Raw genomic sequence first — 24,645 nt, forward strand, 5'->3', positions numbered from 1 at the left:
TTGTCTTAACAGCGCTAAAGGATTAGCGGTGGAGTTTGCTGACTCCATGATCAGAGCGCCCTGAATCATCCAGGACCTCGTCCCATTCAAAGACTTTGCCTTTACCTTCGCGGTTAATCATGAATTTCTTTGCTGACAAAGGTTCTAGTAGCTCGCAGTAAATTTCGATTCTGTTTCCGTCAGGATCATTTATATAAAAAGAGCGAGTGTATCCGTAATCTATCATTGGTAGAATTTCCACGCCTTTGCTAACAAGATCATCATGTATAGCTTTAAGTTCTTCGGTTCCACCTTCAATCACGAATGCAACGTGACCCAATCCTAATGTACCGCGAGTATGCTCTCCTCTCGCTTTAAACAAACCTATGTCATGATGCTGCCGTCCAAATGACATAAATGCGCCTGGGTTTTCTTCCCATCTGGTGACTTCCATGCCCAATTTATCTCTATAAAATTCGACTGCTGTAGCCACATCACTAACATTCAAAACTGTATGACCAACTCTTTCAATCCGAGGCATACATACCTCCTTTGATATCAAATTATACTCTTCTAAGTCATTGAAATTATATTCGAAAAATCAAAGTTTCAAGTTTATTTAGTCTAGCAACCGTCCCGCATTTGGTACCCGAACCGAACATCCTAGTAAGCGCATAATGTACCAAATACTAGCCTGTATGCCCCCTACAACAGGAATTCCTAAGTCTTTTTCCAATCTCAAGATGGCAGGCATTACTCTCCATGCGCCTCCAAATAGGTAAATTCCGTCACATTTTTTGTGTACCGAAAGTGCCTCAAGGGAAAATTCATACACTTGCTCTGGTGTAATCCTGTCAGCATGCTCAAACGCAGATTGAATTCCATTCATTGCAAGTACATTGAATCCTGCATCTGAAAGATATTTGGTAAAAACTTGATTCTGCTCTTCAGGGGTATAAGTTATACCCACCAAATTATTTATATTTAAAAATTTGAGCGCATTTGTTAAAGCCTGTGGTGCAAATGCCACAGGGATTTCATATTTTTCAGTAAGTTCAAGAGAGAGTTCTTCAGCTTTTTGGTACCCGAGGATCATTGAAGGCGGAGCACCTTCAACATAAATAGCATCTACCTCAAGTTCTGCAAGCTCTTCAATACGCTCAAGCACCGGACTCAGGATTTTTTTAAACTCAGATGTTGAACCCTGCCTGACACCTGCATGCATCGGAATGACACCAACACCTTCCGGGAGGTAACGGATTGTTTCCTCTAACGATCCGGGTCTGTAGGTTGGCTTGATTAAGCCAACCGTTCCTTTGACCCCATACGCCCATCGTCTATCAGTATCATTTTGATTCATTGGTATTAAAACCTACGCTTATTTAACCCCACTTAGCACCACCATATATATCCAATGCCGTGCCATTAACCCACTCAGCGGCGTCAGAAGCGAGGTAAACTGCAGCATTTGCAACGTCCTGGGGCGTTCCAAAGCGCTCTACTCCAATACCCATCCGAATGCCATCAAGGACCTCTTCTGTTCTGCCTTCACGTATGACGGGAGAGTCAATAAACCCTGGATTTATGCAATTTACTCTTACAAGAGGAGCCCATTGCGTAGCCATTGCCTTGGACAAGTAGATCACCGCTGCTTTAGTGATGTTGTAGACGGTCATATGCGGAGGACCCCAACCCCCCCAGCCACGACCTACACCGCCCATGGATCCCATATTTATTATGGTCCCCCCACCTTGTTTTTGCATCTGCGGCACCACCAAAGCAGATGCTCTTATGAGGCTTTTCACATTGAGATCTAGGCAACCCATGATGTCCTGATCAGTAAGATCTAAAAGAGGAGCTCTTTTGAAATCCTCAGCCACTGCGCCCCCGGCATTATTTACTAGAACATCAATTCTTCCATAATGCTCGATGGTTTGCTGTACCATAGCCTCAAGTTGAGCCGAATCCCTGACGTTCGTTGGCACAGTAAGGCAATCTCCACCCTCATTTTCAATTTCTAGCCTTATTGCGTCGAGTTTCTCAGGTGTCCGTGCTGCAACAACAACTTTCGCACCATTCCTCGCGTATTCAAGCGCAATACCTCTGCCTATGGTTTCACTACCACCCGTTACGATAGTAACTTTCCCATTTAATGAAAAATCTACTGGCTTGCTCAATTAGAGCCTCCTCAAAAATTATTATTAATTCCTTATGGTGTAGTTCCTGCTGCAGTTAATCGTCGTTTTGCCTCTTCGTAGAGATCAGGAATTAAAGGGCCTTTCGATGAAGCATTAAGGTTAGCCTGCAGATGTTCGATATTCACTGTCCCAACGATATTAGTGTTCATATGTGGGTGTGATTCAGTAAATCGGATAATGAATTCCATTCGGGATTGCCCATGGTCGAGCAAATCATCCATCCCAGCCTTTTCCCACACATCAAGTAATTCAGGATTTCTCTCAGCTGCTCTTTGCTCTTTGCTTGGCGCACCACGCGCAGCTCCACCACGAATGATAGTTCCTGCACCTGCACCAGATGCCATTGATATCAAATCTTCATGCTCTCTTTGTGAAGCAGAGTACGGGATTTGAAAAGCGTCAAATGCTCCCATCTCTATATGATCAGCCAAGTTAGGTATTGTACCTGACATACCTAAAAATCTTATCTTGCCCTGCGCCTGCAGTTCTTTCATTGTCCCTATCGTGTCATTCTCATCCAAAACTTGTTTACTCGGTGTCATATGCACCTGAAGCAAGTCCAAATAATCAGTGTTCAAACGCTGGAGGCTCTGCTCTACACCTGCAACAATATTTTCTTTTGTATATAAATGAGGTCCTCCGCCCCGCTCATTCGCCTTGTCAACCGGGCTTGGCACTATGCATCCGCATTTACTTGCCAGGAAGTATTCGTCTCGACGATGTGATATATGACGACCTATACGTTCTTCACTCATTCCGTAATCGATGGACGTATCGATATAATTTATTCCTAAATCCAATACAGTGTTTAATATTTTCGCAGCATCTTCTTCAGAAACGTCACGGCCTCGAGGTAAACCTCTTAGTTCCATAGCTCCATACCCAAGGGTTGTAACTTCTACACCAGTACGTCCCAATACGCGCTTATTTAAATTTGGCATCTCAACTCCCTTTTCTTTCAAGCGAGTATAGCAATCACGAGTTGCTTCCTCCATCCCAAAAAGGAGCAAAGGGATTTAGTGTTTTACGAATTGACTAAACCGATTACAATCAGTCTATGACTACCCAAGGTTATGTTGGCCAAAGCGTACTAAGAACTGAAGATGAACGTCTCCTTAGAGGAGCGGGTAGCTTCACCGCGGATATTCATTTAACTGGGCTCCTCCATCTTGTTATAGTACGAAGCCCTCACGCACACGCGAATATATTGAATATTGATGCCTCTGCAGTTTTAGCATCATCTGGTGTAGTAGGTGTGCTTACTAGCGATGATCTTCAAGAAGTAGGTTGGCTCAGTAGTATCGGTAGGCCTGGGATGGAAATTAAGCAAGGTGGAGACCATCCTATTTTGGCTAATGGCCGTGCTCTTTATGCTGGACAGCCGGTTGCAGCAGTTATAGCTAACAGCCTGGCTGAAGCTATAGATGCATCCTTAGAGTTTGACATAACCTATGAACCTTTACCTGCGGTAAATGACCTTGAAGAGGCATTAAGCAATAAGTTCGCTCCTCTACATGAAATTATGGGCGACAATATCTGTGCTTATCAACGCACAGGTGGCGGCAATGTAGAAGCAGCATTTGAAAGTGCTACAAAAGTCATAACAGGGAATTTCCACGTTCCTCGTATTGCTCCAATGGCTATGGAAGGCAGAGCCTGCATTTCCAGCTACGATTCGAATTCTGGAAATTTAACTTTTTATTCCTCAAATCAATCGGCCCATGACATAGAACATCATTTACACGAAATAATTACTGTACCTGGGCATATACGGGTGTTCGCGCCAGACGTAGGAGGCGGCTTCGGTCATAAGCATCATATTTACCCAGAAGAAGTATGCGCTATTGTTTACTCAATAAGATCGGGGCTTCCGGTTAAATGGGTAGAATCCCGTAGCGAAAACATCCATTCTTCGCACTCACGTGGATTAGAAGCTTCCTTAAGTGCAGCAGTTAATCCGAATGGGAAAATACTTGGCCTCAAAGGTCGTTTTCTTTCAGATATGGGCGCATTCTGGATCAGTGGGGCATTCACTTCACCTGATAATGCAGCTAAAAGGATAACCGGCCCATACGATATTCAAGCGTATGATGGCGAACAATTCTGCTTAATGACGAATAGGCCGCCAATGACTTCCTATCGAGGGGCGGGACAACCAGAAGGCACTTTCTGCATGGAAAGACTGATGGATTTAATTGCAAGGGAATTAGATATTGACCCCATTGAAGTGCGGCGGGTTAATCTCATAAGCCCTAAGAGTTTTCCGTATAAAACTGTGGCAGGAATACCGTATGTCGATGGTGATTATGAACCAGTTATCGATAGAGCCATTGAAAAAAGCCAGTATCAAGAACTTCTTAGGCAGAGGGATGAAGATAGAAAGTCAGGTAAATTAGTTGGGGTCGGAGTTGCTATTTCTACAAAAGGTTCTGGGGGGACTGGTGGCGATGCAGCTCGTTCCAGTGCAGCAAAAATCTCTATCGATCGTGATGGAGGAGTTTTGATTGCTACTGACATTTCGCCACATGGCCAAGGCAATGCAACTACTTTTGCACAAATTGCTGCAGATACTTTGGGCGTTGTAATTGAAGATATCACTGTCCAGTGGGGCGATTCCCATCTGATAGAACCATTTGGGCCCGGAGCAGGTACTTATGCGAGTCGCGGATTGGTAATAGGAGGTCATGCAGTACATCAAACTGCAGAGCAATTACGTGAATCCCTAGTGGAAACGGGAGCAAGGGTTCTCGAAACCAGTAGCGCTAATATCCGTATATCATCAGGGCGAATTCATTCGATTCAGGATCCCTCTCACTATCTCTCTATCGGGCAAGTTGCATGCATGATAGGTGATGAGTTTAACGGCTGTGAACATTATTCCACTTTCACTTTACCTCCAGGAAGCTTCGCCTTTGCTATGCATGTGGCGTACGTTGAAATAGACATAGAAACTGGGCATGTACAAGTCAAGGACTTTACTGCCGTACATGATGTTGGGAATTTAATTAATCCAATGATTGTAAATGGCCAAATACATGGTGGGATAGTCCAAGGTTTTGGAGAAGCGATGCTAGAGGGAATTTCATATGCTGAAGATGGTCGGCCTAATGAATGGTCTTTCATGGATTACTCAATGCCTTTGGCGGAAGATTTACCTAAAATGAAAATTGAAACATATGCGACCGAAGCAAGGAATGGTGCTCTAGGAGTTAGAGGCATTGGGGAAATGCCATCCGTCACTGCTCCAGTAGTGCTTGCAAATGCAGTACATGACGCACTCAGCAGCATTGGCGCTTCAATGGTTGAAATTCCTTTGTCGCAGGAAAAAGTATGGAAAGCTATTAATGCTACAAGCGGAAAAGCTGCTGATTAATGCGTCCGAAGACTTGCAAATATCTTTAATGAGGATGAAGATGCACTCATGCGAATAGGCGAATTTGAACTACTCGACTCAATGCCAGAACTGCGTAATCCTCACATTATTGCAACTCTTACTCCTTGGATTGATGCAGGAAGCGTGGGCTCACTTAGCGTAGAACGCTTAGAGCGATTCATGGGAGCAGAAGATCTCGGAGGTCTTGTAAAACCTGGACGCTATTTTGACTTCACTCGCTATAGGCCAGTCATGTACTACGAAGATGGCAAACGCCAAATGCGTATTCCAAATGCCGATTTAAGATGGGCAAAAGGTCCTAATGATCACGATTTTATTTTTCTTCACATGCTAGAACCTCACTCCAATTCAGAGGAATATGTTGATGCATTAGTGGAAGTTATTCAGCATTTAAAAGTGCAGCGATTCTGTAGAATTGGTGCTATGTATGATGCCGTACCTCATACACGTCCATTGTTAATCATGGGAACCTTAAATGGTCAACCAATGGAAAACTATGAAGGCATACAAGGAAATCGACGACGCCCGTACCAAGGACCTACTTCAATAATGAATTTGGTAAGTGAGAGGCTTGGGCAATCGGATATTGATCACATGATGCTAATGTGTCGCCTACCCCATTACGTAGAGCTTGAAGCTGATTTTGCAGGCCGTACTCAAATGCTCAAGGTTATCTGTTCACTCTACGATTTACCTTCGGAATACCACATTAGTAGACGTGATACCCAGCAGTACGACAGGGTTACTGCAGAAATGGAAAAAAACCCTCAAGTTAAATCCTTAGTTGCTCGACTGGAAGCTGACTACGATGCTCGTCGTCAAAGAAGAAACCCCGGTGACGGCAAGGAATCAGCTGATACGTTACCTCCCCTTCCCCCATCCGTCGAAGAGTTCCTTGGTGAACTCACAAGTCTGAATGACGGTGAAGGTAATTAATTTGTGAGCCCCAATAGGGTCTCATCTAACCTAAATGAACCACCACCAAATCCAAGATTTTTCTATGGATGGGTTGTAGTTGCCGTACTAGGAATAATAGGCGGGATTAGCACTTTCATCGGAGTTGGAAACTTCGGGGTATTTGTTGTCCCAATGAGTGAAGATCTTGGAGTAGGCAATAGTTATTTTGGCTGGGCACTCTCTGCAAGACTTTTCGGGTTTGCTATTTCCGGTCCATTAATAGGACGTTGCATAGACAAATATGGCACTCGGCTTCCTCTTGCTATTGGTGGTTTTTTATTTGGCGGTAGTGCGATCGCATTCTTTTTCATAGAAGCCGGTTGGCAAATGATAGGTATAACATTATTTGCTGGCATCACTGGGTTTTGGGGAAGCAGCACACTCTATTTAACAGTCCCTATAGCTAAATGGTTTGTTAAAAAAAGAGGTAGGGCAATGTCTCTATTCTTCCCTTGTGTCCCTTTAGGAATTGGCCTAGGCAGTCCCGCCACACAGTTGGTTATCGACGCGTTCGGATGGAGAGGAGCTTGGCTAGTACTAGGTGTGGTTGGGGGATTAAGTATCACGATTCTTTCACTTGTTTTTGTTAGAAATGATCCTAGCAGCATAGGGTTACTGCCTGATGGTGAAGTCAAGTCCATTGGAAATGCCCAATCTGCTAATTCTTCTATTGACGAATATCCTTGGACTCTCCGGGAGGCAATGGCGACTGGTGCGTTCTGGAAAATCAGCGCTTCATACGGGCTCTTAATGGCAGCAATGGGATCGGTCGGAGTATTTTGGATTCCATTTCTTCGATCGATAGATATAAGCCCGCATATAGCGGCATTAGCTTTCTCAACTCAAGCCTTCACGCAAGTGATCGCTGCAATACTCATCGCACCTTGGATAGACCGGATTTCGCCTCGTTATCTTGCGATGTCTGGCTTTACAAGTGTAGCTATTGCATTGGTAATAGCAGCCAATGCATCTGAGGCGTGGCATGGGTTCCTTGGAGCAACGCTTATTGGCCTAGGAATCGGTACTGCTATGTTAATGCAAACACACATATGGCCAGTCTATTTTGGGAGAGTAAATATTGGCGCTATCAGAGGAGCTGCGACACCAATAACGCTTGTAATGACAGCTATTGGTGCCCCAATACTAAGTATCCTTTTCGATAATTATGGATTTGCGACAGGATGGGTAGTCGCGGGGGTGGCCCTAACTGTTGGAATTGCACTATTGCTGATTTCGCCCAAGCCATTCATCTCCGTACCTGGTAAAAACAACTCTTAATGGAATCGAGATGGTGAAAAAATAGAAATATCGTTTGAAGATTCTCGATATTCTGCTAAATCAGCCATAACTTCGCCCACGGTACTGCAAAATTTAAAACCATGTCCTGAAAAACCTGCAGCATACGAAACTTGTGGGTATTCTTGGTGCAATCCGATAACAAAATTATGATCAGGTGAATTTGTGAACATGCAAACAACCATTCTTAGCATCTTTCCTTCAGCTGCAGGAAAATGATTACGTGTAAATGACCGAAGCATCTCTTCATCCTCTTGCCGAAAGTCACGGTCAAGATTATCAGGATCTGAAATTTCTCCAACATGGTGGAATTTCCCTACTTTGTAGCCAGGAACACCAAAAGCTGGAAACCCATAATATTCTTCCTCATCTGAAGTAATTATAAATACAGGAAAGTTAGCAGGGCTAAACATTTCAATATTTGATGGCTCAAACCATGCAACAACCTGCCGTTCAGGAACCGCAATCGATTCAAGTTCTGGAATAAGCTTTCCTGCCCAGGCTCCCGCCGTAAATACCAAGGCATCAGCATAGTATTCTGCTTGATCAGTAATAATTTTAACTCCCGAATCGACAGGCTCCCAATGTATTACTCGCTCTCCTTCATGTATCTGAGCGCCCCATTGAGCAGCGAGCTTAACATGGCCCTCTATACATTTCTCAGGAACCAAAAACCCACCGTCTTCTTGAAAAACTGCCATCATATCTTCTGGTAATTGGTATCCTGGGAATTTTTTATGCAGCTCCGAAGAGGTAAAAATTTGATGTGGAATATTTTGATCAATACAGGCACCTAAGGTATTTTGAAAACCACTAGACTCTGGTAATCCTGCGTGAACAGAACCTGTAATATGCAGTATTTTTTCTCCCATTTCTGCTTGCAAAGTTCCCCAAAGTTCATAAGCTCTTTTGCCAAACGCTACATACTCGGGACCTTCATGGTATGCAAGACGAATAATGCGAGATAAACCATGAGACGAGCCAAGTTCATGTGCAATCTGAAATTGTTCGATCCCGAGAACTTTTTTCCCACGTTTTGCTAATTGGTAGACAGTAGCACTACCCATACCGCCAACGCCAACAACTATTACGTCATATTTTTGAATAGCCATAATCTTTTTCACCTCTAAATATATCAAAACTGTTGCCGTTGATTAACAGTGGATGCTAACATCCGGCCCTCCGAGGCATGCATATATAATGCCACGGAACTTTACGATTGATTTTGGGAGGACCGCTCATGTCTTGGGCAAAACAAATTTCTGGGCTCCTAGTTTTGAGTGCAGCATTAATGGTTGCAGTAGTTGCGTGTGGAGGAGATGATCCCACACCGACTCCTAAACCTGCTGCAGCTGCTCCGGCCGCATCGGCCCCAACTGCAACACCTGTACCTGCAAAGCCTACAGCCACACCAAAGCCGGCTGCAAAAGAAGAAGCTCCGGCACCAACTGCAACTCCGGTACCTGCTTTTGATGCAGAAAGCTACTTCAAAGGTAAGACCGTGAAAATTATTGTTGGTTTTTCTCCTGGTGGAGGATATGACACCTATGCAAGATTGATTGCAGCGACCATATCTGATTACATTCCAGGTAAGCCTCGAGTAATAGTACAGAACCTACCTGGTGGTGGTGGCCTCAGAGGCCTGCAGACAGCAATGGCTGCCAAGCCTGATGGGCTTACAGCGGTGACCATGGCAAATAGGTGGCCTGCTCGGGAAGCTGCAGGAGAGGACGTCAAAGGTTTTGACCCTTACACTGCCGAGTATATTGGTACTCCTAGCTACACAAACAAATGGACTGCGCTTTGTGTAAGGTCTGATGTTGCAACGAACTGGGAAGAAGTAGTCGCCCTTGGTAGGAATATCACAACAGGTACTTCTGCCCCTGGTGGTGACATGATCGGTGGTGAGTTTGTTTCTTCAATCGGCCTACCCGTTAAAGTAATTTACGGATATGAAGGTACTTCAGAAGTGCTTGCCGCAGTAGATCGAAAAGAACTAGACGCTACCACAAGGTGCCCTGGTGAATTCTGGCTAAGCCTTTACCCTGAATGGGAAGAGCAGAAGATGCTAAAGCCTCTATTCTACTGGAAAGATCCTATTCCTGAAGCTGAATTAACCAGAATGGGTGTTACGGGTTCAGTGCCTCATGTGTTTGACGTAACAAAGGCCAATGCAGAGCAGCAAGCAGCTTTCAATCTAGCTGAAAAGTTAGAATCTATGACAAGGATGTACACTCTGCCTCCTAAAACACCTAAGGACATTGTCGAAACATGGCGTTCAGCATTCAAATCTACTTTGACTGATGCGAAGTTCGTCGAGCGCGCCTCGCAGCTTGAACGTGAAATTAATTACGGTGACCCTGAAGATTTCGTTGCAGCCGTACAGGCAGGAAAGGGATTGAGTACTGAGGGACGAGAATTGTTCAAAGCCCTCTATGGATTAAAGTAAATCCTTCTCTACTCAAATTAGAGTGAAACAAGGGCAGCATTTGCTGCCCTTGTTTCTTTAATGTTTTTTAGGTGTTGACTTGGAGTCGATACGCACGTAGTTTACGCATGTTTTAAAGTTCTCTTATCAATCGAGGTTTAAGTGGACGGAGATTTTCTTAAAGCTGCCCTTGACGGCGCGGATCAATTATTTTCTGTTGGACCGATGATTGCATTTGCAATCATGATTCCAATTGCTCTCATTTCCGGGCTGATGCCTGGAGGCGGTCTCCCATTCCTAGTTGTGGTTTTATCATTCGCAACTGAACTAGACCCATTTATCGCAATGCCGATGGTAATTGGCTATATGGCTGCAAATGACTTAACGGAACCAATCCCATCTATCCTTCTAGGCATACCAGGTGCACGATCATCGCAAGCAACAATTCTTGATGGATACCCTCTTGCCAGGCAAGGCCATGCAGGCCGTGCATTAGGTGCCGCTTACACATCCTCGTTAATTGGAGGAATTGTAGGTGGACTAGCATTGTTCATGGTATTGCCATTTGCCCGAGAGCTACTGAAGTTATTCGGTTCTCCAGAATTTTTCTTACTCTCGTTTCTGGGGATAGCATCTGTGGGTATAGTCAGTGCTGGAGCTATGACGAAGGGGATGCTCACCGCATCATTAGGCCTATTAATTGGCATGATAGGTTTTGTGGGAGTAGCTGCTACTGAGCGTGCTACTTTTGGCATTCAATACCTTTACGATGGGATTCATATCGTTCCTGTAGTCGTAGGGTTATTTGCAATTCCTGAAATCGCAGATCTTATCATTTCCGACAAACCGGTTGCTAAAGATCGCTTATCTGAGATGCTGAAAGAAGGAAATAAAGATGTCTATTTAGGTATGCGCGATGCGCTTCGTCATAAATTCCTTATTGCTCGCTCTGCTCTCATTGGTGTTTTTATCGGTGCAATGCCTGGATTAGGACCTACCCCAGCACATTGGATTGCTTACGCTCAAGCGAGACAGACAGAGAAAGGGGCTCGCGAAACATTTGGAACTGGGGATATAAGAGGTGTTATAGCTCCAGAGGCTTCGAATAACGCTACAGACGGTGGAGTGCTAATGCCTACGGTACTTTTTGGTATACCAGGTAGTGCTCCTATGGCCATAGTACTAGGATTTTTAATTCTCGTTGGTATTACACCAGGGCCCAATATGGTAAATGCCGATCTTGATCTAACCATTTCTCTCGTCTATGCAATTATTCTAGCGAATATCATTGTTGTCCCCATAGTTTTAAGATTCTCTGCATTACTCACAAAAGTTGCTGCAGTGCCTCCAAGAGTATTAGCTCCATTAGTAATTGGTATTGTCACAATCTCTGCTTTTCAAGCCACTTATAGCTATCCAGACCTCATTGTGGTTGGAGCCTTCGCGTTGTTGGGCATGTTCATGAAAGCATTTGCATGGCCACGCCCGCCAATTCTTATAGCAATTGTTCTTGCAGGTCCTTTGGAAAAATACCTAAGCATTTCAATCCAATCACGTGGAGCATCTTTGCTCTGGCAGCCAGCATTCATAGGAATAATTATTTTTGTTGTAATTGCAGTTTGGTTCGCACTTAGAGTTCAAAAAGGCACGCAAGCGTACTCCGAGACTGTTGAAAAAGAAGGCAATGATGAGTAGCGATAAGGATAAGACTAATCAAGAAAGAAATATTTCATGGACATCCATTGAAATAATCGGTGAGCTTATTCTGCTTGGCTTTATGATGGTCCTCATTATTGCTTACTTAATTGAACTTCCTGAGATTAAATGGGCTGGAAGATACCTTCCGCTTCTCGCAATAACAATGGGATTACCATTCTGGTTCCTGAGGGTAAGAACTGTACTTGCTAGAAAGTCAGCATTACAGCAAGGAATGGTAATGGATCTTGGATTCAAGCTTGGTGAAGACCCCAGCGGGGAGAAGCAGCGAGCAATACTATACATAGGGTCAATACTCGGACTTTTCATCTTAGTTTGGGTAATAGGGTTTCATATCGGGCTTCCTGCATGGGTGGTTGGTTATTTAGTTGTTTATGCCAAGATGAAATGGCGCTACGCATTAATAGCAGGAATTGGGTTTGAAGCATTTATCATCGCTATCCTTGATTTAACAATAGATATTGGATGGCCTGAGCCTCTCATCTTCAAATTGATTAATATTGCATACCCTTTCAACGATATGTTCAGCAGAGCTTTTTAGGAAAGGGAAATAATCGGATCTAGCAATTCAATTTGAATGGTGATTTGATTTCAAAGGAGAAAAGTAGCATGGCTGATCGAAAACCCGTTCCATATAACGATTTACGTGGCTATCTGAAATTGCTTGAAGACAAGGGCATGCTTGTCCGAATTTCTGCTGAAGTTAACCTCGATGGAGAGCTCGGAGCAATAGCATATCGAGATCTTGTAAGAGATGGGCCTGCGCTTTGGTTCGACAACATAAAGGATTACCCTGGAATGCCTTTGGTCGCAAATATTATGTATAGAGAAGATCAACTGGCACTTGCGCTCAATGGTGAAGCAGATTGGGCTAATCTCCGGGACATCATCCATGAAGGAATGCAAGACAGGACTGCGAGCAACATCGTAGAAACTGGTCCTGTAAAAGAAGTCAAAATCATGGGGGAAGATGTTGACCTCGACATGCTACCCACACCTCGTTGGCATGAGGAGGATGGCGGACGCTATATTGGCACTACGGCGGGTTTTGTCACAAAAGATCCATTAAATGGAAACCTTAATATGGGTCAATATCGCTCAATGATCATAGACAAAAATACTACTACCGTAGAAATCATGGGGGATTGGGAAGTAGGTGCAAAACCACCCCAAGCCTCCAACTATGGTGGCGTAGGTGACCGCAATGGAGTTGTTCATATACTAGAAAATGAGGAAAAGGGGCTGCCCACCCCATGCGCAATAGTACTGGGTATGGACCCCCTATTGACTCTTTCATGTGGAACTGCAGTTCCGCATGATGAAAATGGGCACGGAGAATATGAAGCTGCTGGTAGCTGGGCTGGTAGACCAGTTGATCTTGTCAAATGTGAAACTAGTGACCTGATGGTACCGGCTAACGCAGAAATAGTGCTAGAAGGAGAAATTGTCCCTTACGAGCGAGTTAACGATGGTCCGCATGGAGAGTCTACAGGCTTTTATAACCAGCATCCTTCTACATTTATGGTCAGGATTAAAGCAATCACTCATCGGAAGAATCCAATCAGCTTCGGCCTTATCTGTGGTCGTATTGAAGACTACCCCCGACCACTAATGCGCTCAAATACCTTACTTGATGTACTTATAGCAAAATCTGGATTGACCAATATTAAGGAAGTTTTTTTTCCTGATGCAGGAAGATCAGGTTTTCTCATCATACGTGCACAAATCACAAACCCTGAGCAACCAAAGCAAATTATTGATGCTGCATATGAGCATATGCGGTATCGTTGGGTTATAGTCGTCGATGAGGACTGTAACGTAAGAGATTGGAATGATGTACTTTGGCGTATTGTCTCGTCAGTAGTCCCAGATCGAGACATATATCGAGGGAAGGAATATGAATATCGGACACCTCATCCGGGTTCAATTGAATTTGTCCCGCCAACGTACGGGATGGCGTTTGACGCAACCTTTGAATTCAAAGAATATGAGCACCCTCGTCCAGGCGTAGCTCAGCCAAGTATGAAGATGATGGAGCATGTTGCTTCAAGATGGAAAGATTTCGGGCTTAGTTAATTTTTTAAGTGGAGGGCAGAGGTGACAACCTCAGAAAACAGAAAAGCAGTATCGTACAAAAGTATGCGCGAATTTATGATGATTCTTGAAGAACGAGGTCTCTTAAAGCGTATTAATGCAGAGGTAGATTTAGATTTTGAGGTTGGAGCTATCAGCTACCGATCTCTGACTCGCACGGGCCCTGGTTTACTTTTTGAAAATATAAAGGAAAACCCTGACAAGCAGCTTGTCACAAACATCATGTATTCACTTGATCAGCTTGCTGTAGCATTTAACGGCCCGAAAGATTGGGTTAAGTTGCACGATATAGTCAAGGAAGGCATGGCAGACCGTCTGCCTAGCGTCAAGGTAGATGATGGTCCTGTTAAAGAAGTGAAGATTTTTGGCGAAGACGTAGACCTCGCCGAAATCCCCACTCCGTTGTGGCACGAGTTAGATGCCGGGCGCTATATTGCCACCACTGCAGGCGTCATAACAGTGGACCCCAAAACAGGTGCACACAATATGGGGCAGTATCGATCAATGATTATTGATCGCAACCACACCACAGTAAAAATCCAAGGAGATTTTGCGGTTGGCGCCAAACCTCCAACAGGTTCTACTTACGGAGGAGTCGGAGATCGCAATAGCGCTGTGCATATCTTAGAAAACGAAGCTTTAGGTAAAAACACTCCATGTGCAATCGCACTAGGCATGGATCCATTGCTTGTCCTAGCCGCTGGAACTGCCGTACCAGAAAATGACCAAGGTTTGGCAGAATATGATGCCGCAGGTGCATGGGCTGGTAGGCCTGTTGAACTTGTCAAATGCGACACGATTGATGTCTGGGTTCCCGCTGAGTCCGAGTATATTCTTGAAGGAGAAATACTTGCAGGCGAGCGACATTTTGATGGTCCTCATGGTGAATCCTCGGGCTTTTATAATAAAAATTATGCAGCATTTGTATTTCGAGTAAATGCTATAACACATAGGAAAAGCCCAATCAATTTCGGACTCATCTGCGGTCGTATTGAGGATTACCCGAGACCATTAATGCGATCAGGTTCTATTCTTCAAACACTAGTAAGCAAGTCGGGATTGACTAATATTCTGGAGGTTCATTTCCCCGATGCTGGTGCTGGTGGCGTCATTGTTATACGTGCAAAAATAGAGAAAGAGGGTCAAGCCCGACAGATTCTGGACGCAGCATATCAGCACCTCCGGTATCGATGGGTAGTGTTGGTGGACGAAGACTGTGACGTCCGTGATTGGAACGACATATGGTGGCGCATCGTTTCTTTCTGTGAGCCAGGGGATAATACTTTCATTGGGCCAGAGCACCCAAGGCACCTTGGACGACCAGGGGAAATGGATTTCGTACCACCTCCTCATGGTATGGGCATTGATGCCACACGGGAGCACAAGAAAACAGAATACCCAGTGCCACCTCCGTCTAAACCAACTATGGAAATATTAGACAAGGTCGGCGAGCGTTGGGATGAACTAGCTCTATCCTAGGAATTTAGCCATTTAGAAGGGGCATTAACTTGCCCCTTCTTGGAGACCAGCTTTTGAGAAAAATAATTGTAGGTATTAGCGGTTCCTCTGCTCCTCATTATGGGATCTATACACTTAAGGCTCTACAAGCAATTGATGACGTAGAGACACACTTAATTCTGTCTGAAGGAGCCCACCTTTCCATTAAATATGAGGCCCCTGAATGGTCCATAAGTGATATTGAAGGCCTTGCAGATATCGTTCATAGCCCCAAAAACATGGCAGCCAGTGTCTCAAGCGGATCATTTAAAACGGATGGAATGGTTGTTGTTCCATGTTCTATGAAAACCCTTGCAGGGATTGCTAATTCTTACAACAATGATCTCATTACAAGAGCAGCTGATGTATGCCTTAAAGAACGTCGCAAACTCGTTGTTGTAGCAAGAGAAACACCTCTACATAGAGGGCATTTAACTAACATGCTAGCGGTCTCCGACATGGGCGGCATCATACTTCCTCCAATACCAGGGTTTTACTCAGGGCCACAAACCATAGATGACATCATCAATCACACCGTAGGGAAAATTCTAGATCTGCTTGATATCGAAAATAACCAGTTCAAAAGATGGGAAGGAAAAGATCCTTCATCTGATTGAAGGCTGAGCAATGTCTGAAGACTTAGGAAATATCATCCCAGATGACTTATATAACGCTTTGCTCCATGAAAATGTAACAATTTCTCCTGGTAAAGCAATATTGATCACTACTTCTGACTCCAGCGGCTGGCCCCACCCAGCATTGCTTTCATTTAGAGAAGTAGGGGTTAAAGATCGAAATACTATTCGCATAAAGACTTATTCAGGGTCGAATACTACTCAAAACCTCAAGGATAATGGGGTGATAACTTTAGTTTTTATCGATCCCACAATGACTTATTATGTAAAAGGCCTTGCTACGATACTCCAATCTCAGGCAGAAGATGCGCTTGACATGCTTACCGCCATGGATATATCTATCCGACAAGTTTTGCGCGATTTTACTTCTGAGGATGAAGAAGGCGCATTCATCACTTCGGGAATAATGTTCCACAATCCGTGGGATTCTGAAAGACGCATATAACTAATGGGGAAATAATGAAAGTCACAAAAATTTCGGCCACAACGGCAGTTATTCCACTGCGTAATGTAACTTCCTTTTCAACTCGTACGGTAAGCGAGCGTCATTACACTATCGTAAAAATTCTTACTGATGAAGGAATAGAAGGTATTGGTTTTTGCTATTGCGGAAATGCAGCCGGATCAATTGTTACCAGTGCAGTGCGCAATCTATTAGCAAAACATGTAATTGGACAGGACCCTCATAACACAGAATTCATTTGGGACGCGATGTACAAAGACGCATTGTTAATGGGTCGTCGCGGTGCAGTTGTCAGGGCAATTAGTGCAATTGACAACGCACTTTGGGATATCAATGCAAAACATGCAAAGCTTCCTCTGTATCAATACTTAGGTGGTTTTTACCAAGATGTTGTACCTGCTTATGCAAGCGGGGGTTATTACCTTGATGGGAAAACCCCGGAGCATCTTGCAGAGGAGTGTCTCAGTTATGTCGATATGGGATTCAAAGCGGTAAAAATTAAAGTAGGTCGCGTGAGTGCAATCGAGGATGCAGCACGGATAGAAGCAGTACGTAATGCAATTGGCGATGAGGTTGAATTATTTACTGATGCTAACAATGCTTGGAATGATGCTACTTCGGCGATTCGCGCAATCAGGCTTTGGGAAGATTACGATCTTGGATGGGTTGAAGAACCAACAATGCCTGACGAAATGGAGGCAAGTGCAGCAATAGCAGCGAGAGTCGATGTACCAATTGCTACTGGAGAGATTCATCAAACCAGATGGGATTTTATGGACATGATTGATCGTCAAGCAGCAGCGATAATTCAGCCTGATGCTGGAGTATGTGGAGGCATAACCGAATTTCGACGTATCGCTGCTTATGCAGCAGCCCATAGCATAACTATCGCGCCCCATTGGCTCGCTGATCTACATGTACATCTAGTTGCTGCAACGCCTAACGCCACTTATGTGGAATATTTTACGGACACTGAAGTTCTAAACATTATGGAGATTTTCAATAATCGCCTTGAAGTAAAAGGTCACGGACTTGCTTTGCCACAAACTCCGGGTATCGGAGTAGAAATTGATGAAAAAGCATTATCTAAATTTTCTATAGATAGCTGGGAATAGGCTTAAAATTAAAGGAGCAGCAATGTTAAAAGCCTTCGATGCCGACGGACATGTGGATGAATGGGAAGGTACATTTTCTGATGAATATTTGGAGCCCGCGTTTAGAGAACAACGACCGGTGGTTGTTGACGCCGATCTACAAGGAACTTATTTTACCTGGAATATTCCTGGGCGTGGTCTATGGAGAGTAGGATCTTCCCCTTCTAGCAAAGGTGGAGTTAATTCACAAGAGAATATTCGACTTGCAGAATGGAGAGGTACTTTAGAGAGCGGTGAATTCAGATCTGCGGCCGCTAGATCAGAATTACTTGATGTAGAGAACACCGAAATACAAGTTAATTACCCTACGTTGTTTCTTTATCACCCAACCACGCTAGACATACCGCTGAATCAGGCGCTAACCCGTGCATACAACAACTGGATTTCCGACATATCAAACCAAGAACCAGAACGTTATAAATGGGTAACGGTCGTCGATGTTCATGATCCTAAAGAAGCGGCAAAGGAAATATTCCGGACAAAAGAGATGGGGTCTGTGGGTATTATGGTTCACGGTATGTATGGAACAAGAACCATTGATGATGATTTTTTTGCACCTTTATGGAGTGCTGCGCAAGAGGCACAATTACCGATTGCCGTTCATCCTGGTAGGGCTTCCCTTGATGTATATAATGCCAATCCCAATTATGGTGCTGCACAGTTCCATTTGTCTGTTCTATTGGGCTTTCGTCATATTATGGCCTCGGGTGTATTAGATCGGTACCCGGGGGTCAATGTAGGATTTTTAGAAACTGGGTGTAGTTGGGTAGATTTCGCAGTTGAGCAAGTAGATCTCATAGTCCACGACACTAAATTCAGGGCTGAGTTGGGTGCTACTAGAGCAGAGCATGATGCATTAATTGCAAAAGGCTTACCAAAACTGACGCCAGAGGAATACATTAAATCTGGGCGAGTTTTCATCGGATTTGAAGTTGATGAAGAAATGCTGCCCTACGTTATACAACGCTGGGGGGAAGACTGTTGGCTATACGCTAGTGATATTCCGCACGGACATCGAATCGTAAATGCTCCTCAGCAATTCGAATTACGTAAGGATATTAGCGAGGTTGCCAAGCGAAAACTGCTAATCGATAACACTGCAAGTTTTTACGGATTGCCAGTTCCGGCAGCTCAATAAACTAATTCTAATAATCGTTCCTACGCCTGAATCCTAAGCGCTTTAAAAAGCTTGGAAGCTCGACCGGAGGTTCTGGCTCTTCTTCTTCCAGAGCCGGAGAAGAACCGAACATTTCTTCAAATTGCTTATTGAGAATGTTGCTTCCTCCTTCCGGTAAACCAGTTGCAATTACCGTAACTCGGATTTCATCTTCCATTTTGGGGTCTGTGACCATACCGAAAATAATATTTGCATCTGGGTCAACTAACCGAGCAACGAAATCGGAAGCCTGCTGCACTTCAAGCAAGGTAACATCAGTACCGCCCGTAATATTCAATAAGACCCTTGTGGCACCCTCTATAGGTGCGTCTAACAGAGGGCTGGCCATAGCTTCTTTGGCAGCAAGTTGTGCTCTGTTCTCACCACGTCCGTGACCTATAGCCATCCAAGCTGGCCCTGCTCCAGACATAACAGCTTTCACATCTGCAAAATCTAAGTTTATTTCCCCTGGAATAGTAACCAATTCAGCTATCGACTGGACTCCTTGACGCAGGACGTCATCAGCAATACGAAACGCATTTTCAGCAGTCATTTGCTCGTCAGAGACTGTAGTCAGTCGATCATTTGGAATCAATATCAAAGTGTCAACATTACCTTGCAATGCATCAATACCTTGGTCAGCCTGATCTGATCGGCGGCGTCCTTCAAAGCCAAATGGCTTTGTAACTACTGCGATGGTAAGAGCACCAACTTCTTTTGCTATTTCAGCTACCACAGGAGCTGCACCTGTACCAGTACCTCCACCCATTCCGGCTGCAATAAACACCATGTCGCAGCCATTTAAAAGATCATATAGATCTTCACGTGACTCTTGCGCCGCCTCTCGCCCAATGGAAGGGTCTCCCCCTACCCCAAGACCTCGTGCAAGACGATCTCCAATTCTCACTTTCTCTGGAACATCTAGATGTATAAGGTGCTGCGCGTCAGTGTTTATAGCAACGTACTCTACCCCTGGAATTCTTTGTCTGTACATCCTTGTAACAGCATTAGATCCACCACCACCTACTCCAATGACTTTGATCCGTGCAACACCTATAGGAAGCTGCGAAATATGAGGAGCGTTGTCCATCGAAGCTAGTGAATCAGTATTATTTCCTTCCGCCCATAATTCATCAGGGTCGATATTTTCAAATTCAGAATCCACTGCATTTACCTCCAATGGACTTTGACTCAAGGTCTCTCGTCCCTCTAATAATCGCATCAGGTGTAACCAAGTTTTGTTGGACACTTCAGACGGCTTAAGCAAACCTTGCTCTAGCACTGCCAATTCTTCGTATGGCACGCCTAATTCTTCTGAGATTTGCGCCAGAGTGTATTTGGTACGATACCTCAGTTCACGAATGTAGTTTGCAAAACGATACATCTCACTAGAAACATCGCCAGACGCAGCCAACCATCTTTCTGCAGCATTCATAGCAAAACGCACCCAAGCATTCCTGCTAATTTGAATACTGTTTTTGTCTTCAAATGTCATTATTCATTTTCCTCAGGTAGGCGTGACATTATTCCTGAGATCTCATTACGATCTAGTCCATGTTGCTCACAAAACATCTTAAATCGATCTCGTGCTCTATTAACCCGAATCGCAATAGCACGATTACTCGGCGCATCTAGCATTACTACCATTTGGTCTACGTTTCTACCCAGCATATACCTTAGTCTCAAAGCAAAAGCATCCCGAGGGAAATCAGACTCGAAACTTATCCAAACTGAAGAATATTCTTCAAATACGGAGCTTGAATCAATGCCATTTTCGGCTAAGTGCTCAGCATCTGATTGGCCTGAAACGCCAATGTCTTCTGAGGGGCTAACTAAGGTTTGTTCTTCAGACAATGTCCATAATCTACGGAATTTAGATTCAACGGTACGCTCATACCATTCATTCACGGTACTCCGACCAGGAAAACTTTCAATTCCTAATAAGAGTGACACGAAAGCATCTGCTGCAGAGTCGTCTCGAAATTCGGGAAGGATATCGGCAACGCCCCATTTCTGAGGCTCATCATAGATTCGTTCAGCTAATTTGGCAGCTAAATCTTTGGCCTCTTTCACGCTGTTAGTTTGGCGTGCATAATCCCCTCGTGCTTCTATAAAATCCCGAAGCACTATTTGGAGTCGTTTAACAATTTCTTCTTCAGAAAGAAAAGTGACGTCATACATATTTAGTAATCCAAACCAAAGCCATCAATACCTTGATGAATGATAACAGTATCGTAATTCAGTAGTGCAGTCCATGAAACCTATTTATTCAGCGTCCATTTCTCAATGTGTGAAAATGCTAACCGTGCTAGGATTGCATGCGAAATACGGATTCTCCGAAAGCATAACTTATGGCCATTCAAAAAAAATCGAAAAACCCTATTGAAGATCTAAGGCTTCGAAAAGAAGAAATAGTATCCTCTGGAGGTACTACCCGAATCGAACAGCAGCACGCTAAAGGTAAACTCACTGCCCGAGAAAGAATTTCGTTACTCCTAGACCCAGGAACATTTGAAGAATTAGATTCATTTGTTACACATAGATCTATTGATTTTGGTACAGGTGATAAGAAATTTCCCGGCGATTCAGTAGTTACCGGCTACGGCAAGGTCAGCGGTAGAACTGTCTACGTTTACTCACAGGATTTTACAGTTTTTGGCGGATCGCTTTCTGAAGTCACTGCCGAAAAAATTTGCAAAGTCATGGATCTAGCAATGCGTAATGGTGCTCCTATCATTGGAATTGCAGACTCCGGGGGTGCGCGAATTCAAGAAGGGGTGATTAGCCTGGCGGGCTATGGCGAAATTTTTATGCGCAATACTCTCGCCTCAGGAGTTGTCCCTCAGATATCAGCAATTTTAGGCCCTTCAGCTGGAGGAGCTGTCTATTCTCCTGCAATAACTGACTTCACACTTATGGTCCGTGGGATATCACAAATGTTCATCACGGGTCCTGATGTTATAAAAGCTGTAACAGGAGAGGAAATTTCGCATGAAGAACTAGGAGGTGCCGATACTCACGGCTCACTCTCAGGAGTATCACATTTCACTCTCGATTCAGAAGAAGAATGCATGGAAACTATTCGCCAGCTTCTTAGTTACGTCCCTTTAAATAATTTAGACGATGCTCCATGGGGGGACCAAGATGATGACCCAGAAAGAATTGACGAAAGTCTACGTAATGTAGTTCCAGAAGAGTCCAACCGCTCCTATAACATGCTTGAAGTGATTGAAAAAATTGTAGACCACGGTGAATTTTTTAATATCCAAGCTGATTTTGCTCCAAATATACTAATTGGCTTTGCTCGACTTAATGGTAGAAGTGTGGGCATAGTTGCTCAACAGCCGTCGTATCTTGCCGGTGTTATTGACATACATGCTTCAGTCAAAGCAGCCCGTTTTGTGCGCTTCTGCGATGCATTCAGTATTCCAATCATTACTTTTGCAGACGTACCTGGCTATATGCCCGGAAAAGACCAAGAACACCGAGGGATTATTCGACAAGGAGCAAAATTGCTTTATGCTTATGCAGAAGCAACTGTTCCTAAAATAACAATCGTAACCCGAAAGGCATACGGCGGGGCATATGTTGTCATGGGCAGTAAGCACCTGCGTACAGATATAAACCTCGCTTGGCCTTCAGCAGAGATTGCGGTTATGGGACCTGATGCTGCAGTCAATATAATCCATAGAAAAAAAATCTCTGACTCGGAAAACCCTTCAGAACTCAGAGATGAGATGATTGAAAATTACCGCAGTAATTTTGCCAACCCTTATCAAGCGGCTGAACGTGGGTTTATTGACGATGTAATTGACCCTGCAGAAACTCGCCCAAAGCTCATCAGGGCTTTGGATTCTCTGCAAAATAAGAGAGACACCATTCCTCCCAAAAAGCATGGAAATATTCCCCTCTGATGAAATATCTCGTCACTCATGAAATTCTGTACCGTCTAACTGTCGATGCTCGCAATGAAAAAGAAGCCATCGATTTAGCGGAAAATGTCCCATACTTGAAGTGGGATAATGAAATTCTCATACGAGAGGATATTGTGCCCTTGGGTGAATCCCCGATCAATCCTAATCCCGCAAGCTAAGTGACTCCACTCGCACATTGGGCGTAAGCTTGTTCTGCCATCAACTCAGGGCTAGAATGTCTCATACTTCTACGAAGACTTGGGATTTTGATACCCGAAACATACCAAATTATGTTGACGAAAAGTCGAATGATCTTCAAACAAATATTGGTTATCGACGATTTCAATATGTACGAAATTAACCATCCATAAGGAGAAAATATGTTGGATCTAATGCAAATCGCACGTACTGAGGCAGACGGAGGGGATTTATTTGGCCTTCTCTCAGATCTTTTTGAAACTGGAGATATTAGGCCTGACGGTTTCCCCAATGCAGTCATTTGGAAAGGTGGCAATCATGACGGAAATGTTAATCCCGTTGCCCATTCACTTACTGACGCCTACGCGCTACTAGGAACAATCGCCGCCGTTGATATTTTGGGACTACCTTACTATGCCGTCCCAATGTGGTCACAATACAGGCATGATATGAAATTAGAGCCTTTGAGCTGGTTCGGTAATATCCCTTGTACTTCGATCAAATGGTCAACTGCAGGCGATGCATATGTGAACGATGGGAATGGTGGCAAAGTTGTAGTTATGGGCAAGTCAGGGAATGCACCTTTACGAACCCAAGCTGGTGTTTACTGTAATGTTCGGCCTTATGGACCTACAACCGTAGTTAGATGCATGCCTAACCTCCCTTATTCCCAAGACCAAAAGAAATTTGATGTTGATAAAGAGACCGGCATTGTTCACTCTGAGATGAATACGCCCGGTGTACAAATGGCATACTCATGCCGACTGTTTCTAAAGATGGTTCATGAGACTACTAAATTCGGCAGGGTTGCGATGAAACCAACGCAGGCACAAGAAGATGGGATTCTTTCTGGGCTTCTATCATGGTTGCTTACCGACACCAAATTTACAATTGGTCGTAAATATGCGGTCGATGGGTATGAAGAACATAGGGAACGTGTTGATCGAATAATCGCATTGCTACCAGATAATTTCAAAGAAGGGATGGAAGAATGGAGTGGTCAAATTGAGCAACACATTTCAGATACAAATTACGGTTTATTAATCTGGGATTTAATTGACCAGCGGCCAAACATCGTATTAGCCACTGATCTTGACGGGGATCGCTTAACTGACTTACTGGCAGATATTTCTGACCCTCTACGTGCATTTGGCCAAAAGGTTCTAAGTTTTGCAGGCTCTGATAAAAAAATGGATTCGAAAATGTGGAACGAAATGGGTTATACGACAGGGAATGGGCGAGATATGACTTCTGTAATGTACCGGATGTCCGGCCCTCCTATTCATGAACAAACGCTAGGTTCTGCAGATGCAATGTTACTGCGTCTTCTTGATGGTGATGAATCTATGGGAGGAACAAAGAGCCCTTACGATCCGCGAATTCATTTTGTTCTTATTCGAGATGCCTACCTAGATGCTAATCCTGGTAATGAAGAATTAAGGAACTGGCTTGACTCGTCCTTAGAAATTTTTGATAGGGTGTACTCAGGTACAAGGCCAGGATTCCTAGAAGGTTACAAAGCATTAAAGGAAGCTATTACTCCCTGGGGATCCTAGGGCTAATTAC

General features: G+C 44.1%; 22 protein-coding genes. 15 read left to right on the top strand and 7 right to left on the bottom strand.

The window, feature by feature from the left end:
• Positions 1-22: 22 nt before the first annotated feature.
• From MK127_05435 to MK127_05450, 4 genes are all read right to left on the bottom strand, one after another.
• Positions 23-520, bottom strand: a complete 498-nt coding sequence (locus MK127_05435; GenBank protein MCH2532233.1) for a VOC family protein — start codon at positions 518-520, stop codon at positions 23-25.
• A gap of 78 nt (positions 521-598) precedes the next feature.
• Positions 599-1,339 carry a hypothetical protein gene (locus MK127_05440; GenBank protein ID MCH2532234.1) on the bottom strand — a complete coding sequence of 247 codons (741 nt, stop codon included), beginning with the start codon at positions 1,337-1,339 and terminating at the stop codon, positions 599-601.
• 22 nt (positions 1,340-1,361) lie between these two features.
• Positions 1,362-2,156 carry an SDR family oxidoreductase gene (locus MK127_05445; GenBank protein MCH2532235.1) on the bottom strand — a complete coding sequence of 265 codons (795 nt, stop codon included), beginning with the start codon at positions 2,154-2,156 and terminating at the stop codon, positions 1,362-1,364.
• 32 nt (positions 2,157-2,188) lie between these two features.
• Complete coding sequence (locus tag MK127_05450) at positions 2,189-3,118, bottom strand: aldo/keto reductase (GenBank protein ID MCH2532236.1); 930 nt, start codon at positions 3,116-3,118, stop codon at positions 2,189-2,191.
• Positions 3,119-3,234: 116 nt separating this feature from the next.
• Between MK127_05450 and MK127_05455 the strand changes: the two genes are divergently transcribed.
• Genes MK127_05455 through MK127_05465 form a run of 3 tightly spaced genes read left to right on the top strand, consistent with a single transcriptional unit; the run spans position 3,235 to position 7,806 of the window.
• On the top strand, positions 3,235-5,550 hold the full coding sequence (locus MK127_05455) for a xanthine dehydrogenase family protein molybdopterin-binding subunit (protein MCH2532237.1): 2,316 nt from the start codon (positions 3,235-3,237) through the stop codon (positions 5,548-5,550).
• 48 nt (positions 5,551-5,598) lie between these two features.
• A complete protein-coding gene (locus MK127_05460; protein ID MCH2532238.1) occupies positions 5,599-6,507 on the top strand; it encodes a PAC2 family protein in 909 nt (302 codons plus the stop codon).
• Between the two features lie 3 nt (positions 6,508-6,510).
• The gene (locus MK127_05465) at positions 6,511-7,806 is read left to right on the top strand and encodes an MFS transporter (GenBank protein MCH2532239.1); all 1,296 of its coding nucleotides are present in this window, start codon (positions 6,511-6,513) and stop codon (positions 7,804-7,806) included.
• On the opposite strand, the gene solA is transcribed toward MK127_05465, so the two are convergent.
• Positions 7,803-8,936 (bottom strand): N-methyl-L-tryptophan oxidase, encoded by a 1,134-nt coding sequence (solA, locus tag MK127_05470; GenBank protein MCH2532240.1) that lies wholly within the window; start codon positions 8,934-8,936, stop codon positions 7,803-7,805. The genes MK127_05465 and solA overlap by 4 nt on opposite strands.
• A 128-nt stretch (positions 8,937-9,064) precedes the next feature.
• Between solA and MK127_05475 the strand changes: the two genes are divergently transcribed.
• The 9 genes from MK127_05475 (at position 9,065) to MK127_05515 (ending at position 18,949) form a co-directional block, all read left to right on the top strand.
• Positions 9,065-10,273 (top strand): hypothetical protein, encoded by a 1,209-nt coding sequence (locus tag MK127_05475; protein MCH2532241.1) that lies wholly within the window; start codon positions 9,065-9,067, stop codon positions 10,271-10,273.
• A 141-nt stretch (positions 10,274-10,414) separates the two neighbouring features.
• On the top strand, positions 10,415-11,947 hold the full coding sequence (locus MK127_05480; GenBank protein ID MCH2532242.1) for a tripartite tricarboxylate transporter permease: 1,533 nt from the start codon (positions 10,415-10,417) through the stop codon (positions 11,945-11,947).
• The gene (locus tag MK127_05485) at positions 11,940-12,509 is read left to right on the top strand and encodes a hypothetical protein (protein ID MCH2532243.1); all 570 of its coding nucleotides are present in this window, start codon (positions 11,940-11,942) and stop codon (positions 12,507-12,509) included. Before MK127_05480 ends, MK127_05485 begins: the two co-directional genes overlap by 8 nt.
• Before the next feature lie 68 nt (positions 12,510-12,577).
• Entirely contained in the window at positions 12,578-14,044 is a 1,467-nt protein-coding gene (locus MK127_05490) for a UbiD family decarboxylase (GenBank protein ID MCH2532244.1), read from the top strand.
• A 21-nt stretch (positions 14,045-14,065) separates the two neighbouring features.
• Positions 14,066-15,541 carry a UbiD family decarboxylase gene (locus MK127_05495; protein MCH2532245.1) on the top strand — a complete coding sequence of 492 codons (1,476 nt, stop codon included), beginning with the start codon at positions 14,066-14,068 and terminating at the stop codon, positions 15,539-15,541.
• 53 nt (positions 15,542-15,594) lie between these two features.
• The gene (locus tag MK127_05500; GenBank protein ID MCH2532246.1) at positions 15,595-16,176 is read left to right on the top strand and encodes a UbiX family flavin prenyltransferase; all 582 of its coding nucleotides are present in this window, start codon (positions 15,595-15,597) and stop codon (positions 16,174-16,176) included.
• Positions 16,177-16,186: 10 nt separating this feature from the next.
• Positions 16,187-16,639 (top strand): pyridoxamine 5'-phosphate oxidase family protein, encoded by a 453-nt coding sequence (locus tag MK127_05505; protein MCH2532247.1) that lies wholly within the window; start codon positions 16,187-16,189, stop codon positions 16,637-16,639.
• Positions 16,640-16,653: 14 nt separating this feature from the next.
• A complete protein-coding gene (locus MK127_05510; GenBank protein MCH2532248.1) occupies positions 16,654-17,772 on the top strand; it encodes a mandelate racemase/muconate lactonizing enzyme family protein in 1,119 nt (372 codons plus the stop codon).
• A 22-nt stretch (positions 17,773-17,794) separates the two neighbouring features.
• Positions 17,795-18,949 (top strand): amidohydrolase family protein, encoded by a 1,155-nt coding sequence (locus tag MK127_05515; protein MCH2532249.1) that lies wholly within the window; start codon positions 17,795-17,797, stop codon positions 18,947-18,949.
• A 7-nt stretch (positions 18,950-18,956) separates the two neighbouring features.
• Here the strand turns inward: MK127_05515 and ftsZ are convergent, their stop codons facing one another.
• Positions 18,957-20,462, bottom strand: coding sequence for a cell division protein FtsZ (ftsZ, locus tag MK127_05520; protein MCH2532250.1), 1,506 nt, complete (start codon positions 20,460-20,462; stop codon positions 18,957-18,959).
• On the bottom strand, positions 20,462-21,148 hold the full coding sequence (locus MK127_05525; protein MCH2532251.1) for a hypothetical protein: 687 nt from the start codon (positions 21,146-21,148) through the stop codon (positions 20,462-20,464). Before MK127_05525 ends, ftsZ begins: the two co-directional genes overlap by 1 nt.
• 170 nt (positions 21,149-21,318) lie before the next feature.
• Between MK127_05525 and MK127_05530 the strand changes: the two genes are divergently transcribed.
• The 3 genes from MK127_05530 to MK127_05540 all read left to right on the top strand — a co-directional run bounded on the left by MK127_05530 (position 21,319) and on the right by MK127_05540 (position 24,635).
• A complete protein-coding gene (locus tag MK127_05530) occupies positions 21,319-22,881 on the top strand; it encodes an acyl-CoA carboxylase subunit beta (protein ID MCH2532252.1) in 1,563 nt (520 codons plus the stop codon).
• The gene (locus MK127_05535) at positions 22,881-23,060 is read left to right on the top strand and encodes a hypothetical protein (protein MCH2532253.1); all 180 of its coding nucleotides are present in this window, start codon (positions 22,881-22,883) and stop codon (positions 23,058-23,060) included. The genes MK127_05530 and MK127_05535 overlap by 1 nt, the downstream gene beginning before the upstream one ends.
• 201 nt (positions 23,061-23,261) lie before the next feature.
• Positions 23,262-24,635 carry a hypothetical protein gene (locus MK127_05540; GenBank protein MCH2532254.1) on the top strand — a complete coding sequence of 458 codons (1,374 nt, stop codon included), beginning with the start codon at positions 23,262-23,264 and terminating at the stop codon, positions 24,633-24,635.
• Positions 24,636-24,645: the final 10 nt, after the last annotated feature.

This window comes from Dehalococcoidia bacterium, assembly GCA_022449765.1.
GTDB lineage: Bacteria > Chloroflexota > Dehalococcoidia > Lucifugimonadales > Australimonadaceae > UBA2963.

Coding starts and splice junctions, on each gene's coding strand:
- MK127_05440 (MCH2532234.1), bottom strand. CDS start 1,339: ATGAATCAAAATGATACTGATAGACGATGGGCGTATGGGGTCAAAGGA.
- MK127_05525 (MCH2532251.1), bottom strand. CDS start 21,148: ATGTATGACGTCACTTTTCTTTCTGAAGAAGAAATTGTTAAACGACTC.
- MK127_05515 (MCH2532249.1), top strand. CDS start 17,795: ATGTTAAAAGCCTTCGATGCCGACGGACATGTGGATGAATGGGAAGGT.
- MK127_05435 (MCH2532233.1), bottom strand. CDS start 520: ATGCCTCGGATTGAAAGAGTTGGTCATACAGTTTTGAATGTTAGTGAT.
- MK127_05530 (MCH2532252.1), top strand. CDS start 21,319: ATGGCCATTCAAAAAAAATCGAAAAACCCTATTGAAGATCTAAGGCTT.
- MK127_05535 (MCH2532253.1), top strand. CDS start 22,881: ATGAAATATCTCGTCACTCATGAAATTCTGTACCGTCTAACTGTCGAT.
- MK127_05475 (MCH2532241.1), top strand. CDS start 9,065: ATGTCTTGGGCAAAACAAATTTCTGGGCTCCTAGTTTTGAGTGCAGCA.
- MK127_05450 (MCH2532236.1), bottom strand. CDS start 3,118: ATGCCAAATTTAAATAAGCGCGTATTGGGACGTACTGGTGTAGAAGTT.
- ftsZ (MCH2532250.1), bottom strand. CDS start 20,462: ATGACATTTGAAGACAAAAACAGTATTCAAATTAGCAGGAATGCTTGG.
- solA (MCH2532240.1), bottom strand. CDS start 8,936: ATGGCTATTCAAAAATATGACGTAATAGTTGTTGGCGTTGGCGGTATG.
- MK127_05460 (MCH2532238.1), top strand. CDS start 5,599: ATGCGAATAGGCGAATTTGAACTACTCGACTCAATGCCAGAACTGCGT.
- MK127_05485 (MCH2532243.1), top strand. CDS start 11,940: ATGAGTAGCGATAAGGATAAGACTAATCAAGAAAGAAATATTTCATGG.
- MK127_05490 (MCH2532244.1), top strand. CDS start 12,578: ATGGCTGATCGAAAACCCGTTCCATATAACGATTTACGTGGCTATCTG.
- MK127_05505 (MCH2532247.1), top strand. CDS start 16,187: ATGTCTGAAGACTTAGGAAATATCATCCCAGATGACTTATATAACGCT.
- MK127_05455 (MCH2532237.1), top strand. CDS start 3,235: ATGACTACCCAAGGTTATGTTGGCCAAAGCGTACTAAGAACTGAAGAT.
- MK127_05510 (MCH2532248.1), top strand. CDS start 16,654: ATGAAAGTCACAAAAATTTCGGCCACAACGGCAGTTATTCCACTGCGT.
- MK127_05540 (MCH2532254.1), top strand. CDS start 23,262: ATGTTGGATCTAATGCAAATCGCACGTACTGAGGCAGACGGAGGGGAT.